Origin of the sequence: Endozoicomonas atrinae, from assembly GCF_001647025.1 — a bacterium.
Classification (GTDB): domain Bacteria; phylum Pseudomonadota; class Gammaproteobacteria; order Pseudomonadales; family Endozoicomonadaceae; genus Endozoicomonas; species Endozoicomonas atrinae.
The window spans coordinates 1-14,165 of sequence record NZ_LUKQ02000149.1; the positions used below are offsets into that span (position 1 = coordinate 1).

Consider the following 14,165-nt stretch of genomic DNA (forward strand, 5'->3'; position numbering starts at 1 on the left):
TCCTCTCGATTGGTCATGGCGCTGCTCCCTGCTTGATACCAACAGGAAAACAATCGGCCAGAAAAGGGTTAATCGGGAGGTCAAATTAAACTGGTGTTTTGAAGACTTATTACATCGGTGATGACACCATATTCTTATAACAAACCTTATAGACCGATTAGAAGAATACAGAGAATCTTTATGGCCTCTTCCCCTATCCACTCGGCAAAAGAAAATCAAAAAGATATTAAAAATATAAAGGACACAACAACAACTTTTGTAATATGAGAAGTACGTGATGTGTGCACCATAGCCGACTAAAACTGAACTAAAGTGTCAGATAAAAACAGTCAATTGAAGAACATCCTTTATTATTAATACATTGTCTTGTAATTATCACTAATCGCCCTGATTACTTGAGCTCAAGACTGCCCTTTCATGCAGTGAGTCAACCTCTATTCAGCCCATCTATTGATGATTTGTATCTGTCTGTTATTTTATGATCAACTGGGGAAATATCATCGTATCTAAGAATTTACTGGAACAGGTGGATATAAAGCGAACGATGACGTTAGCAGCGTTTGACCCTGCGTATATTGAAGACGCTATGAACCTGCCCCGTTAACCCAGCTTGAACGATAGTGATTGCATAAGAAAAGAGCCAAATACTTTATGAATAGACTTCCGTTCTTGCTTGCCCTTCACCCCTTCAAGGCAATTCATGCCATATCCGGACTGGTCAGCAAGATAGCAGTAGAACGACATCCAACCCTGTTCTTACTTGCGGTTCTCCTGCTCTCCGGCTGCTCTGACCGCTCCTCACCGGACTATTTTCTTGAGGAATACACCACTCGCCTGAGCCGGGTTACGAGTATTGATATCCCTCCTCCCGATATCTCTCTGCCAGTATTGCCGCCATTAAGGCAGCGGGCTTACCCGACTCCGGACATGCGTATGAAAGCACTGGATGCACTGGGTTTGCTCAAATGCCCTGCACTCAGTCAGGCCGTGGCTTATCGAAACAGCAGCCTGGGCAAGCAGATGCTGCCCTCCCAGCACTATTTTTATGAGAAAAACCTGTTGTCACTGATCCCCCAATGCATTCGTTTTTTAGAACAAACGGATGGGAATCAGGAGACCACTGCCAAGCTTCAAGCTGTGCTCACCGAAAAGCGGGCATCGTTTCCCGCAATTGAATGGAATCTTATTTTTGCCAATACCGAGTTCAGCCGGCAGTTGGAGAGTCAGGGAAGGTTTCTACCAGCTGATGGTCAGACGGGGTTTCAGGGCACCCGCGAAGCACTGAACTACCTGATCAGGCTTCTGCCCGATCAAACACTGGAAGCCCCCTATACCCTGACCAGTCTGGAGAATCATCTGCAACAGGTTTATGCCTCCCGTTACCTGGGAGAGTTGATCTACTCAGCCACGGCGTTAAGTCAGACGCTCAATCACGCGGCCAATATTCTCGAGCGCCGTCTGCAGAAAGGGCCCATTTGTCCAGCGGTCAACCCTGCGGAAGAAGAGAGGCTGCACAATGTCTTCCGATTATTTTACCGGGAAAAGATTCAACCCTATCTTGCCAGGGTTCATCAGGAAGGGAGCATTATCCGGAATGACATCAAACACCTGCTCTCCTTCCTGTCGGCGGCACCAGACGAGGAAACCCAACGCTATCTCAGTATGATCACTCAAGAGTCCAACCTGAACAGTCCTTGGTATCAGCTGGAGCAAAGCATCAAACACCACACCACTGTCTGGGGAACATTTCTGAAGCAGTGTGGCAAAACCCCGGCGACTTCCGGTCAAAGACAGTAAATACAGTTATGCCATAATAGTGAGTTTTCTAAAGAGTCATGCTTATGGAGTGCTTTTACCCATATACCGCCTCCTTACCGATGATAGCGGGAGAAGCAGAACCAACTCAGGTCCAGTGTACTGATAGTTGTGGAATCAAAAGCACTGTCCAGCAGGGGATTTCGAAAACCGATAATCCACAGCATGAAGTCAAACCACTGATGAATGCTGCTATCAGTGTTATGCCTTGTTCAGAAGTTAACCCTTACTTAATACAGTCTGAAACCGGCATTGAATCCTCTCCCTTTCCGTCCCCTGAGGATGTAGCCGCTGTGCTTATGCAGGAAACGAGCTTTTTACAGGGAATTGTCGATCTTGAGCAACTACATACCCAAGACTCAATGGAAAGAAATAGAGTCTGGAATATCGGTAACCACTCAGAATCCGATAGCGGATATACAACCAGCCCTCTAACCCAGCTCCTTTCAAAGGCAAGCCCCGAACGAAGCCTTGTTCTTGATGCTCTTTTGATCGACAGCCAGAACTTTGACAGGACTTATATCATTCCTGAATGTATTGATGCTTTAGAAGAACTTGAGCATGTTCAATATTCTGTTCTCAGTCACCATGAACAGGAGGTACCTCAAACCCATCCCAGCCAATCAACCACTACTTTCAGTTCCAGGAAGTTCCATAGAAACACACCCCATCATGAAGTGCGCGCAGCCATAAAGCAGAAAACCATTGAGATTGTAGCGTTTGCCCGTCATCACCCTGCAGGCAATAGGTCAGAACCCGCCGATCAAGGAGCAGTCAGGCCCGAAAGTGCCATCTCGTTTCCGGCCATTATCCACCAGATAACTGGAGTCATGGTCAGTTCAATGGCTCATAAACATATTGCCTTTATGATTATTCCTACAAGAGAAAGCTATATTCTGATAGGAAACCTTTTAGCCCCATCAGGAACACACAAAAGACCTTTAAATCCCCCCGCTCGTGTTCTCATGAATTTTCAGCCACCCATCCCTATGAAGAAAGTACATAACGCCTATAAAGAGCTGGCAAAATCCCTCAAAGATATTCACGCAGGTTTTTACTCAATTCATTTTGAAAACTTAGACCAATTGTTCTCCAGCTTTTCATTCAGAAAAAAATTTAATGATTTAACAGAAAAATCGATCACTGATCACAGATGCAAGATTGTTAATATTCAAACAAAACATCCCAGTTAATCAGTAATACATGAATACATAGAGGTTTTCGCCTCCCATTACCTGGGAACGTTGATCTATTCATCCGTGGTATTAAGACAGACTCTGAATCACACTGCCACTATTCTGGAGCGTCGCCTATAGAAAGGACCTTTTCACCCAGCTACCGCCCCTGCGAAAGAGGAAAAGATATACAATGCCTTCCGGCTGTTTTACCTTCAGCATCTCAGCCTGAGAGGTTAAGCCAAATACACTCAATCGTTAGTAATTAGGATTTACACTGCTCATGTGTATCAAACCAATCGACCCGTGAAACAGCATACACAAGTTTGGCCGCGTATTTTCGCTCCATGCACTGTCATAGAACATTACATATTTGGACAGTTTAATCTGAAAAGTACTCTATAAAAAGACATTGTAACCAGGCGATATTCACCTATTATCATTAGGCATCATGGGAAACCCCATACAAGCAAAGTTTTTACTATTATACATCAACATAATTTATTGTTTCTGGAAGACCTATGGAATCTGCTCTACTTATAAAACCAACAATATCTCCGCCTGATAATGAAAAAGTTTTGAAACCAACAAAACCCCAGGAAGCAATAAAGCAATTTAACAGTTCGTTTGTAAAGGCCTCTGAGGTTGGAGAAGGCATCATTCCAAAAGAAGAATCAAGAGAAAATCATAGTATATTCTCCCCCCCGGATTTTAATTCCAGAACAGTACAGTACGCCCATTGTAGTCCGGCCTCATCCAGATCTTTATGTCACGAAAATCCTGACTTAGAATTTGACCCACATTCCTCAGGCAATCAATTATTAGATAGATTGATTAACCTGGAAAGAGGATTACTCGATAAAATTCTCGATATAGCCAATGCCAGAAATGATGAAAAAATAAAGAGGGTTATGGAATCCCAAGAAGAAGACCTTCATGAGTATCAAAGAGAGACTCTTAAATTTGACCCAGCTGAATTCAGAATATTATTTACTCCAGGTCCATGGAGAGACGTTTTGCTGGAGTCACTGAAAATAATTCCGCAACGGGTTGATCATACTTATACTCTATCAGAATCATCCCCAGCTCTCGAAGCATTAAATCACATGGTATATTTTGGTATGAACTCACGCAGAGAGGGGGTCGATCAACGTATAATGGAGCTGGAAAAATCCTCCCTGGTTGAAACCAATACTGAACAAATGACGCCGTTTCAGGTCATGAAATTGATGAAAAATCAAGCCGTCCTAAATTTTCAATCTTTATTACAGCCTGCATCAGTTGCTGAACAAGACACCATTCCAGTGGTCGTGCAACAACTAGAAGGTTTAATGGATCCGAATGGGTTTGAGACAGCAATGACTGTTATGGTTGTTCCAGATAAAGAAAGCTACTTATTAATTGCTAACATAACAGATTCCTGGGAAAGTGATGGAAAACACATCTATGTCCCTGACTTAAGACTGCGACTATTACCCACTCCTTCCCCCTCATTAAAAGAGTTACAGAGCCTTCTACCCAAATTGCGTAACGTAATCGAAGAATTACCAGTTGAGTTTTATGCGATTAGCTTTAGTGACATAGATACATTGTACAGCAGTAAAGTGATGGCAAGACAGTTCGAACATTTTACAGACAAAAAAGTGACTAAAATGAGCTGCAAAACTCTGTATCTCTCTGAAGAGGGTAATGAGAATACATTGGATCAATCTGAAACCCATTTAACACGAAGATATTCCAGCGAGCCAGAAAGTGATATTCCTAACAGCCCCGAAGTTGAACAGAGTCAGCCACACCAGAAATCACCACCGCCAACAAACCTGACTCAAGCTTTATCAACAACTCTCTAGCTTTTTATCGCCTGCCAGCCTTCCAATGCTCTTTCCCGGGAGAACTTCAGATCAACAACCGGTTCAGGGTAATGATCCCCCAGAACAACACCCGACTGCTCCAACACGTTTGCCGGTGCCTCCCAGGGAGCAAACAGATACTTATTCGGTAACCCGGAAAGTTCAGGCACATATCGCCGTATATATTCCCCATCGGGATCAAACCTCTGCCCCTGGGTAACGGGGTTAAAAATTCGGAAATAGGGTGCAGCATCAGCCCCCGAACCGGCCACCCACTGCCAGCTTGCCGAATTGCTGGCCAGGTCAGCATCCACCAGGCAGTCCCAGAACCAGGCTTCCCCTTGCCGCCATTGCTGCAGCAGGTTTTTGACCAGAAAGGAACCGACGATCATTCTCACCCGGTTGTGCATAAACCCACTCTGCCAGAGTTCTCGCATACCGGCATCCACAATGGGAATACCGGTCAGCCCTTTCTGCCATCGTTTGAGTATTTTTGGATCATCCTGCCAGGGAAAGCGGTCAAACTTGGGCTGAAAGTTTTGCTCAGGCAGTGTTGGAAAGTGGTAGAGCAGATAGTAAGAAAACTCACGCCAGCCCAGCTCCGAGTGAAAGCAATCCAGGTCTGTCTCTACATTGTTTTCTGTTGCCGCCGCAGCCGATGCATACCAGACCTGATTGGGGGATACCTCCCCAAAATGAAGATGGGCTGACAGTTGTGAAACTTTGTTTCTCGCAGGAAAATCACGCCCTTCTTTATAACCATTCAGCCCTTTGTTTATAAAATCCTGGAGCTTGTTTTTTGCCGCTGCCTCACCAATCCCCCTGCCCTGCTCACACCAATGGAAATATAGATTCTGATCCCAGCGAACCTGCTTATCCTCATCACCGGGCTGATGGTTCTGATCGGTCACAAGAGCTTTTGAAGGCAGTAAACCAAGGTCATTTACTCCACTTTCTAACTGTTTCGCAACACATTGGATTTTGGGGGGGATTGGCAATGGTTCCCTGGGTGGTTCAGATATCAGGCACCCTTTTCGATAATAGGGCGTAAATACCTTGTAGGGCGTGCCATCCTTTTTCAGCACGGTCCATGGCTCCCAGAGCAGGGAACCATGAAAGCTTTTGACTTCCAGACCGTCATCACGAAGTAACTTCTTGATGCGCTGGTCCCGCTGGATCCGCCAGGGTTCATAACAACGGTTCCAATAAACGGCATCTACTTTATATTCTCTGGCCAGCTCGAGGAGTACTTTTCCAGGATTCCCCTGACGAACCAACAGTCGGCCATTAAGCGATTCGTTTAGTGCTTCCAGTGAGTGGTGCAGCCACCAGCGGCTGGCTCTACCGGAAGCCCATTGACCCGCAGAGTCATCATCCAGAATATAGACAGGAAGCACCTGTCCATTTCCAGCTGCCTCGAGCAGAGAGGGGTTATCAGACAATCTGAGATCCTGACGAAACCAGTGAATAATAACCATCTCATCTCCTCAGGGTTTATTGATACTTCTTTGGTAATGAAACCATGCCATCAACATCAGCAGAAAAATCACCAGAAATACAGCAGGCATATAGCCAGCGACAGGTACATAGTGATGGCTGACTAAGCTCAAGCCTGCGGCAATCAGCAGGTAGTAGCTGAGTCCAAACAGGGCGCCCGCAGTCCCAAGCTCATCTTTGTATTCTGATAGTGCAGAGCTGAGCAGATTGGGAACAATCAACCCAAAAGCAATGACCATCAGAACCATGGGAGCAATGATCGACAATAATGCCAGCCATGGTATGGATGGCAGAAAAAGCGTAACGATCAACTGCAACAGCGCACCCAATAGCCCAAGCCAGCATCCCCGAAGAATCAGTTGATCACCAGAGTGCCGGGTGAGCAGCCTGCGGTTAAACATGGCACCCAGAGCACTGCCGGCGATCAGCACACCGGTTACGCCAAATACCGAAGCACAAAAGCCGATTTGCTCAACCAGAAAAGGGCCAAGGGTGAAGTAACCAAACAGCACTACGTTAGCTCCAGCCACCATTACACTGTATACCCGGATTTTCCGATCCCGGATCATTCTGGCCAGTAAAGAGCCTTGATTATTTCTCACTGCCCCCTGACCCGGATGGGTCTCAGGCAAGCTTAACCCCGCCCATAAGGTCATGAATAACGCGGTACCGCCAAGCATGATAAAAACTGCCTGGTAGCCCCCTGCCAGTGCTCCGAGACTTCCCAGCACAGGCCCGATAGCAAGAGAGAGGGAGATAACAGCCCCCACGGTTGAAAACAGCCTACCCAGAGCCTTGCCGTTGAAGCAATCCCGGATGACTGTCTGGGTCACTACCGAACCGACACTGATACCAAAGGCCAGTAGAAAACGGGCACCGAGCAGGAGCATGAATTCTGAACTGAAAATGGCCCCAGCCGCTCCCATGCCATAGCACAGCAGTCCAGCCAGCATGGCGCTTCGTCGCCCCAAATAGTCAGCCAGCCATCCCCAGGTCAGTACACCCAGCGCAAACCCGACAAAATAGATACTCATCGTGAGCTGGGCCATGGACTCAGAAACGCCAAATCCCTGAGCAATCGCTGGCAGAACCGGGGTATAAATTGTTTCACTGAGTTGAGGTAGCGCCAGTAGTATGGCCAGAAGCCCGATACCGGGTCTCGATCGATTTAACACACTGTCCATCATGAATTACTCCATTCACATCATGGATGGCAGTTTGCCAAACCCTCCGATGTCGGGTTATAAACATTAAGACAGAAAACTGCTCCAAAAGGACAAACAACAGAGCCTGCCATGCCCCAATATGACACTGACCAGGTAGAAGACCCGGATCAACTGGACTGCCCGTTGATGGGGATTGCTGTTGACTCGGGGCCGCATCAGTCAGGAGAGCACAGCCACCAGAAATCCCAGCTGCTCTATGCCGTTCAGGGGGTAATGACCATTACCGCTGGCAACCAGTTGCATATCCTCACACCAAACCGGGCAATCTGGTTACCTGCTGGACTCAAACACAGTGCAACAACGTCAGGATTTCATTACCGCAGTCTGTACTTCTGCCCACGTTCTTTTAATGACCTGCCGGAAGAAACCTTTCAGCTGAACGTCACAGCGCTTTTACGAGAGCTTATTTTAAGAGTCTGTCAGTGGCCTGCTCATTACCCGGAGACAGGGGCTGAGACAAGACTGGCAGATGTTCTTGTTGATGAAATTCTGAATGCAGAGCAAAGCTCATTGCAGCTGCCATTACCTGCAGACCGGCGGTTGCAGGTCGTTGTGCAATTATTAATGGAAACACCTTCTGGCCAGTGGACAATGGAGGAGCTGGCAAAACAGGCTGGTGCCAGTGCCCGCACATTATCGCGACGGTTCAGGGAAGAGACCGGGATGAGTTTCAGTCACTGGCGACAACAATTAGTACTGCTTAAAGCACTGGAATTGCTGTCTGAAGGACGTTCTGTGACCGAGGTAAGTTCGAGGCTGGGTTTTGCCAGTGACAGCGCCTTTATATCCATGTTTCGTCGTTTGATGGGCATCTCGCCAGGGCGCTATCTGAAACAGTAAACCTCAGAAAGGCAGCTTTTCCCCATCCCAGGCAAACAGGTGTCCACTGTCCCCAGGTGTCAGCTGATCAATTATATTCAGGAGCTGTTCTGCGGAATACTCGGCCGTAAAGAGTTTGCCTTCAGGCACACCGGACTGAAATGGCATGGATAAATGGCTATCAACCGTTCCCGGGTGCAATGCGGCAATAATTGATAATTTGTTTTTTCTGCCGGTTTCAATGGCCAGGTTTTTCACAATCATGTTCAGCGCTGCCTTTGATGCCCGGTAGGCATACCAGCCCCCCAATCGATTATCAGAAATACTGCCCACTCTGGCAGATAACACCGCAAATACGTTCTTACGGTTTCTGGCCATTTTGGGGAGGAAGTGTTTAGCGACCATGGCTGGCCCGGTCGTATTGATGGCAAATACTCTGGAAAAATGGTCAGGCTCGAAATCTTTGATGGATTTCTCCGGCTTAAGACCTTTCCCCTCATGGAGGATACCCGTTGTGATGATCACCAGATCCAACGGTTCCGTGATTTGCCCTACCCCCCTGGCAATACTGTTTTCATCCAGAAGATCCATGTGCTGAACATCGGTTTTTTGCACTGCGTCAAAAGCGGCATCACTTCGTGAAAAGGCATAAATACGGCTGACGGCTGGTATCTGTTCCAGCAAATGAATCATAGCTCTTCCAATGGCACCGGAAGCTCCAATAACCGCGACATTCAGGCCTTCATCAAATGAACCCAGCTTCAATTCTGTCATGGAGACTCCTTAGTACCAGTAGAAAACCCTTATTTTGGCGGCGGCCTCAAGCAGGTAGGCTGAACTGCGTTACTGTTAACCAATTACCCATATGACAGCTTTTCTTACGGAGCCGGTAGCCCAGCAGATCGTCCAGCGGGCTATGAATATCATCCCACATAATGTCAATGTGATGGATCGGGCAGGCATTATTATCGGCACCGGTTTTCCTGAGCGTAAACATCAGGTGCATGCCGGTGCCCTGAAAGTGCTGGAATCAGGCCGGGCCTTTGACATCGATGCCTCCCATGCCACCCGGTTAAAAGGGGTTCAGGCCGGTATTAACCGCCCTATTCGCTTTCGTCGGGAAATTATCGGCGTGGTTGGTGTCACCGGTGCGCCTGAGGCTGTCTCTCAATTTGCGGATCTGGTGGTAATGACCGCTGAACTGATGGTGGAAAATGCGTCCGTCATGTCAGAAATTCACTGGAACCAGCGGCAACGGGAAAATGTGGTTTCGGAAATGATCCACGGAGAAGTAGAGGTTGACGACCTGTTCGAGATCCGTACCCGCAAACTGGGTATTGACCCTCACCTCCCCAGGGTTGCGATGGTTATCAGTGCCAGAACCCGTGATGGCCGTGACCTTAAAGTACACGACATTGAACACATACAACAGCTGCTCTGTCATCATCGACCTGAAAACCTGGTGGCCCTGGTATGCCCGACACAGGCGGTTGTGCTTCATAAAATTGACACCGCACATCAATGGCATCCTGACCAGGTAGATGACTATATTCAGAAAGTCATGGGCAAGATCGAAGCCTATGGGGATATTGAGTTCAGAATCGCCGTGGGAAGGTACGTGCCGGGCCTTAATGGGCTTGCCATATCTTATCAAACGGCTCAGGAAGCCCTTCAACTTGGCCTGGAGCTAAATCCGGAAAAACGCCTTTATCGCTATTACGACTATCAGATGGACAGCCTTCTGCTGGAACTGAACACCAGCTGGAAAGGCCGGGAATTTCAGCACATCATCAAGCCTCTGATTGCCAAAGATAACCGTGGTACCCTGCAGAAAACGCTTCGCCGCTATATCGACTGTCATGGTGACCCTGGCGTTACCGCAAACAGCCTGCACATTCATCGTAATACGCTGAATTATCGCCTGGAACGCATTGAACAGCTGACCGGGCGTAATGCGCGCCACTTTCACGATCTGCTGTTTCTGCACTTCTCACTTCGCCTTCATGAGCTGAAAAACTGCAGGAAAGGAACAGAATAATTGTGCGCATGCACAAAAACCTATGAACATTTCCCGCAAAATTCAGCCAATCCCACGATAACAGATGAAACGATTGTTCCGATAATAGCCGGCACTGAAAACTTCTTCATTCCGGTTTATTCAATGATTCAAATCACCACCCTGGGTGCCCTGAGCGGGCTGCTGATTTCCATAGGACTTATTCTGCGACGCGTGCCGCCTGCCTATGGCATGATGATTGGTGCATTTCTCGGCGCCCTGATCGGTCTGGCCAGTCTGGGCGACAGTGTTACGCTGATGATCAATGGCGTAAAAGGCATCACTCCCTCTGTACTGCGCATTCTTGCGGCTGGTGTACTGGCCGGTGTTTTGATTGAATCCGGTGGTGCGGGCGTCATCGCTGAGAAAATCGTTGATGCGGTTGGCGAAGCCAGAGCCGTTATCGCTCTGATTCTGGCCACCATGCTGTTGACTGCTGCCGGCGTCTTTGTAGATGTGGCGGTTATTACGGTTGCGCCTATTGCCCTGGCCATTGCCAAACGCGCCAACATTTCCATTCTATCGGCACTAGTCGCCATGGTTGGTGGTGGTAAGGCGGGGAACATTATCTCGCCAAACCCCAACACGATTGCCGCCTCTGACGCATTTAACCTGCCACTGACTGATGTGATGATGGCTAATATTATTCCAGCCCTGGTGGGCCTGGTTGTCACTTATATTGTGGCCAAGATGCTGGTAAACCGTGGAACCAAAATATCCGAAGAGATGGCCGTCGAAGAGAGTAATCATCATAACCGCCCTTCTCTGCTGGCTGCTCTGACAGCACCTCTGGTCGCCATTGGTCTTCTGGCTCTGCGCCCTGTTGCCGGTATTGCCATTGACCCATTGATCGCCCTGCCGGTGGGTGGTGTTGCCGGTGCGCTGGCCATGGGACGTATCCGTGACATCAACACTTTTGCGGTGGGTGGTCTTCAGCGTATGAGTGGTGTTGCTATTATGCTGATCGGTACCGGAACTCTTGCCGGTATTATTGCCAGCTCCGGGCTCAGTAACTCCCTTGTTGAGTTCCTTAAAGCCTCAGGCCTGCCTGCCTATCTGCTGGCACCACTAAGTGGCATGATGATGTCGGCAGCAACCGCTTCAACGACTGCTGGCACGGCTGTTGCCTCCAACGTATTTGGCCCCATTATTATTGCCCTGGGCATTCCATCACTGGGCGCTGCTGCCATGATGCATGCTGGTGCCACAGTACTGGATCACATGCCTCACGGCAGTTTCTTCCATGCGACGGGCGGCAGTGTCGGCATGGGCATCAGTGAGCGCCTGAAAGCACTGCCATGGGAAACCCTGATCGGCTTCTCCATGGCTGCTACATCGACGCTGATTTATGGCATTCTTCAATTCTGAGGGAACAGACCATGAAAATTGTTATTGCACCAGACTCGTTTAAAGAATGCCTTACTGCAGCCCAGGTAGCACATGCTATTGAAACCGGTTTGAAGCAGGTTCTGCCGGATGCAGAGTACATTAAAGTTCCGGTTGCCGATGGTGGAGAAGGCACACTTCAGTCACTGGTTGATGCCACCGGTGGCAAACTGATTGAGGTACAAGTCACCGGCCCAATGGAAGAGCCCGTTCAGGCCAGCTTCGGTTTGTTGGGTGATGGTGAAACCGCAGTCATTGAAATGGCCAGGGCTTCAGGTATTGAACTGGTACCTGCAGATCAACGCAACCCGATGATCAGTACAACCCGTGGAACGGGAGAGTTGATTCTCAGTGCCCTGGACCAAGGCATCAAACGCATGATCGTCGGTATTGGTGGCAGTGCAACCAACGATGGTGGCGCAGGTATGATGCAGGCACTGGGCGTAAAACTGCTGGATGTTGATGGAGAAGAGCTGCCCTGCGGTGGTGCAGCGCTATCAACACTCTGCAGCATTGACACCAGCCAGATGGATGAGCGCTTGAAGCATGTTGAATTCATTGCGGCCTGCGATGTGGACAACCCACTCACCGGTGCCAATGGTGCTTCTGCTGTGTTTGGCCCTCAGAAAGGGGCCAGCCCTGAGATGGTTGAGCAACTGGATAAAGCACTGAAACACTATGCCAGCCTTCTGAAACGCGACCTTGGTAAAGAGGTTGAGCAACAGCCTGGGGCAGGTGCTGCGGGAGGCATGGGGGCTGCTCTGCTCGCCTTCCTGGACGCTGAACTAAAGCCGGGGATTGATATCGTGATGGATGCCGTCGACCTGACGGAGAAAGTCACCGGTGCTGATCTGGTGATTACCGGAGAAGGCCGCATTGATGGGCAGACGGCACAGGGAAAAACACCTGTGGGGGTTGCCCGAATTGCCAAGCAGTTCGATCTTCCTGTGATTGCACTGGCAGGCTCTGTCGGTTCTGGTGTTGAAGCGGTGTATGAACGTGGAATTGATGCTCTGTTCCCGATTGTTCATGGTGCGGTTCCGCTGTCCGAAGCTCTGGAAAGTGGTGAGAAAAACCTGATCCGGGCCGCCAGAAACCTGGCCAGCACCCTAATGCTCCTGCGGTAATATTTTTGAATTAACCACAAAGACACAGAGACACTGAGCAAGGCCTTCCGCTTTTCTTTGTGACTCTGTGTCTTTGTGGTATTTCTCATTCCAGCCAAAATATAGCCCCCTTCCCCGACCAACCATCCAAATAGTGCAGGATGATCCGCCCATGCCGATATGGGCTATGAACACCTTCATTTTTTAAAAGACTCAGCTTTACCCGGGATTGTTCATGGCCAAAGAACCTGAAGATAAGACTCAGTCCGATGATAACAGTGCCAATGTCATCGATATGTTTACCCGCAAACCCCTGGATGAAGCCAATCTTCATCAGATCCTCCGAATAGCCCCGGAACTGGATGGCATGGAAATGCTCTATAGTAATGATGCCAATCCGGGAAAGCTGTTCAGCATGAAAATTCTCTGCTGGGCGCTGATGAAAGATGGAACTGTTGACGCCCTGATCCCCTGGCTGAATAAGGTAGTACCTGCCCGGGAGCTTAATGATCCATTAAATGGTCACTGGGAAGGTTACTTTGACAAGATACACGACCATGCGTTTTTCGACGTGCCAGAACACAAGGTTGCGGAACTCGAAAACGCAGCCAGTTACTATCCACCCATAGAGTCTGACGAAGCAGTCATTATTCAGGAAATTCCTGACACTATTGGTACTCATGCCATTCTTACCGAAGACCAGTTTAAAACAATTGTTCTGGTTCACGTGACCAGCTGGCGTCTGTTCAGTGATGGCCGGGTTCTGGCAATGGTTGCTGATGACAAGAAAGTTGACAACACACCGGTACTACCGGGCGATGAGTGCCTGTTTGCTGCCCAGGATCATGAGGACTTCCATTACTTTTTCCATTATGTGATCGCCAATAAAATCAAACATGGGGATCCGGAGGCTTTAGCTGCTTTTACTCACCTGGTAGAAGGGTAATAATCCTGTATAGAATCACCTTCAAAGCTTTCCATAACAAGTAGTCGGGGCTGCTTGCTATTACTTATATCAAGAGCTAATTTGATACTTTCCTATGCCCCCTTCCTGCTGAAGATAATCAATCCAACAATCAACTCACCCTTTTTAAAACTTTCTTTAAAACAATACTCCGGACACTATTATGCAGCGATAGCACCATAGCTACTTAGCTCCTCATAAGTATTCATGACTTTTTCGTCATTCATTGCCAAGCCTAACTTCTCAAAAACTCTGTGCATCAGGTTCTGAT

11 protein-coding genes are annotated in these 14,165 nt (G+C 48.4%); 8 read left to right on the forward strand and 3 right to left on the reverse strand.

Going from position 1 to position 14,165, the window contains the following annotated elements; genetic code table 11:
* The first annotated feature begins 651 nt into the window (after positions 1-651).
* The 3 genes from AK963_RS18195 to AK963_RS18205 all read left to right on the forward strand — a co-directional run bounded on the left by AK963_RS18195 (position 652) and on the right by AK963_RS18205 (position 4,840).
* A complete protein-coding gene (locus tag AK963_RS18195; protein WP_066016861.1) occupies positions 652-1,797 on the forward strand; it encodes a DUF3080 family protein in 1,146 nt (381 codons plus the stop codon).
* Between the two features lie 200 nt (positions 1,798-1,997).
* Positions 1,998-3,008, forward strand: coding sequence for a hypothetical protein (locus AK963_RS18200; protein ID WP_139117501.1), 1,011 nt, complete (start codon positions 1,998-2,000; stop codon positions 3,006-3,008).
* A gap of 503 nt (positions 3,009-3,511) precedes the next feature.
* Positions 3,512-4,840, forward strand: coding sequence for a hypothetical protein (locus tag AK963_RS18205; protein ID WP_066016863.1), 1,329 nt, complete (start codon positions 3,512-3,514; stop codon positions 4,838-4,840).
* Here the strand turns inward: AK963_RS18205 and AK963_RS18210 are convergent.
* Both AK963_RS18210 and AK963_RS18215 read right to left on the reverse strand, forming a co-directional pair.
* Positions 4,837-6,318, reverse strand: coding sequence for a cryptochrome/photolyase family protein (locus AK963_RS18210; RefSeq protein ID WP_066016864.1), 1,482 nt, complete (start codon positions 6,316-6,318; stop codon positions 4,837-4,839). The genes AK963_RS18205 and AK963_RS18210 overlap by 4 nt on opposite strands.
* A 9-nt stretch (positions 6,319-6,327) precedes the next feature.
* Entirely contained in the window at positions 6,328-7,524 is a 1,197-nt protein-coding gene (locus AK963_RS18215; protein ID WP_083232751.1) for a multidrug effflux MFS transporter, read from the reverse strand.
* Positions 7,525-7,632: 108 nt separating this feature from the next.
* Here AK963_RS18215 and AK963_RS18220 point away from each other — a divergent pair, with 108 nt between their 5' ends.
* On the forward strand, positions 7,633-8,403 hold the full coding sequence (locus tag AK963_RS18220; protein WP_066016865.1) for an AraC family transcriptional regulator: 771 nt from the start codon (positions 7,633-7,635) through the stop codon (positions 8,401-8,403).
* 3 nt (positions 8,404-8,406) lie between these two features.
* Here AK963_RS18220 and AK963_RS18225 read toward each other — a convergent pair whose 3' ends face one another.
* A complete protein-coding gene (locus tag AK963_RS18225) occupies positions 8,407-9,156 on the reverse strand; it encodes an SDR family NAD(P)-dependent oxidoreductase (RefSeq protein ID WP_066016866.1) in 750 nt (249 codons plus the stop codon).
* Between the two features lie 91 nt (positions 9,157-9,247).
* On the opposite strand from AK963_RS18225, the gene AK963_RS18230 reads away from it, so the two are divergent.
* The 4 genes from AK963_RS18230 (at position 9,248) to AK963_RS18245 (ending at position 13,876) form a co-directional block, all read left to right on the forward strand.
* Entirely contained in the window at positions 9,248-10,420 is a 1,173-nt protein-coding gene (locus AK963_RS18230) for a sugar diacid recognition domain-containing protein (RefSeq protein ID WP_066016867.1), read from the forward strand.
* Between the two features lie 123 nt (positions 10,421-10,543).
* Positions 10,544-11,806 carry a GntP family permease gene (locus tag AK963_RS18235; RefSeq protein ID WP_066016871.1) on the forward strand — a complete coding sequence of 421 codons (1,263 nt, stop codon included), beginning with the start codon at positions 10,544-10,546 and terminating at the stop codon, positions 11,804-11,806.
* A gap of 11 nt (positions 11,807-11,817) precedes the next feature.
* Positions 11,818-12,951, forward strand: coding sequence for a glycerate kinase (locus AK963_RS18240; protein WP_066016868.1), 1,134 nt, complete (start codon positions 11,818-11,820; stop codon positions 12,949-12,951).
* A gap of 214 nt (positions 12,952-13,165) precedes the next feature.
* Positions 13,166-13,876: a hypothetical protein gene (locus tag AK963_RS18245; protein ID WP_066016869.1), complete on the forward strand. Its 711-nt coding sequence runs from the start codon at positions 13,166-13,168 to the stop codon at positions 13,874-13,876.
* The last annotated feature ends 289 nt before the right edge of the window (positions 13,877-14,165 follow it).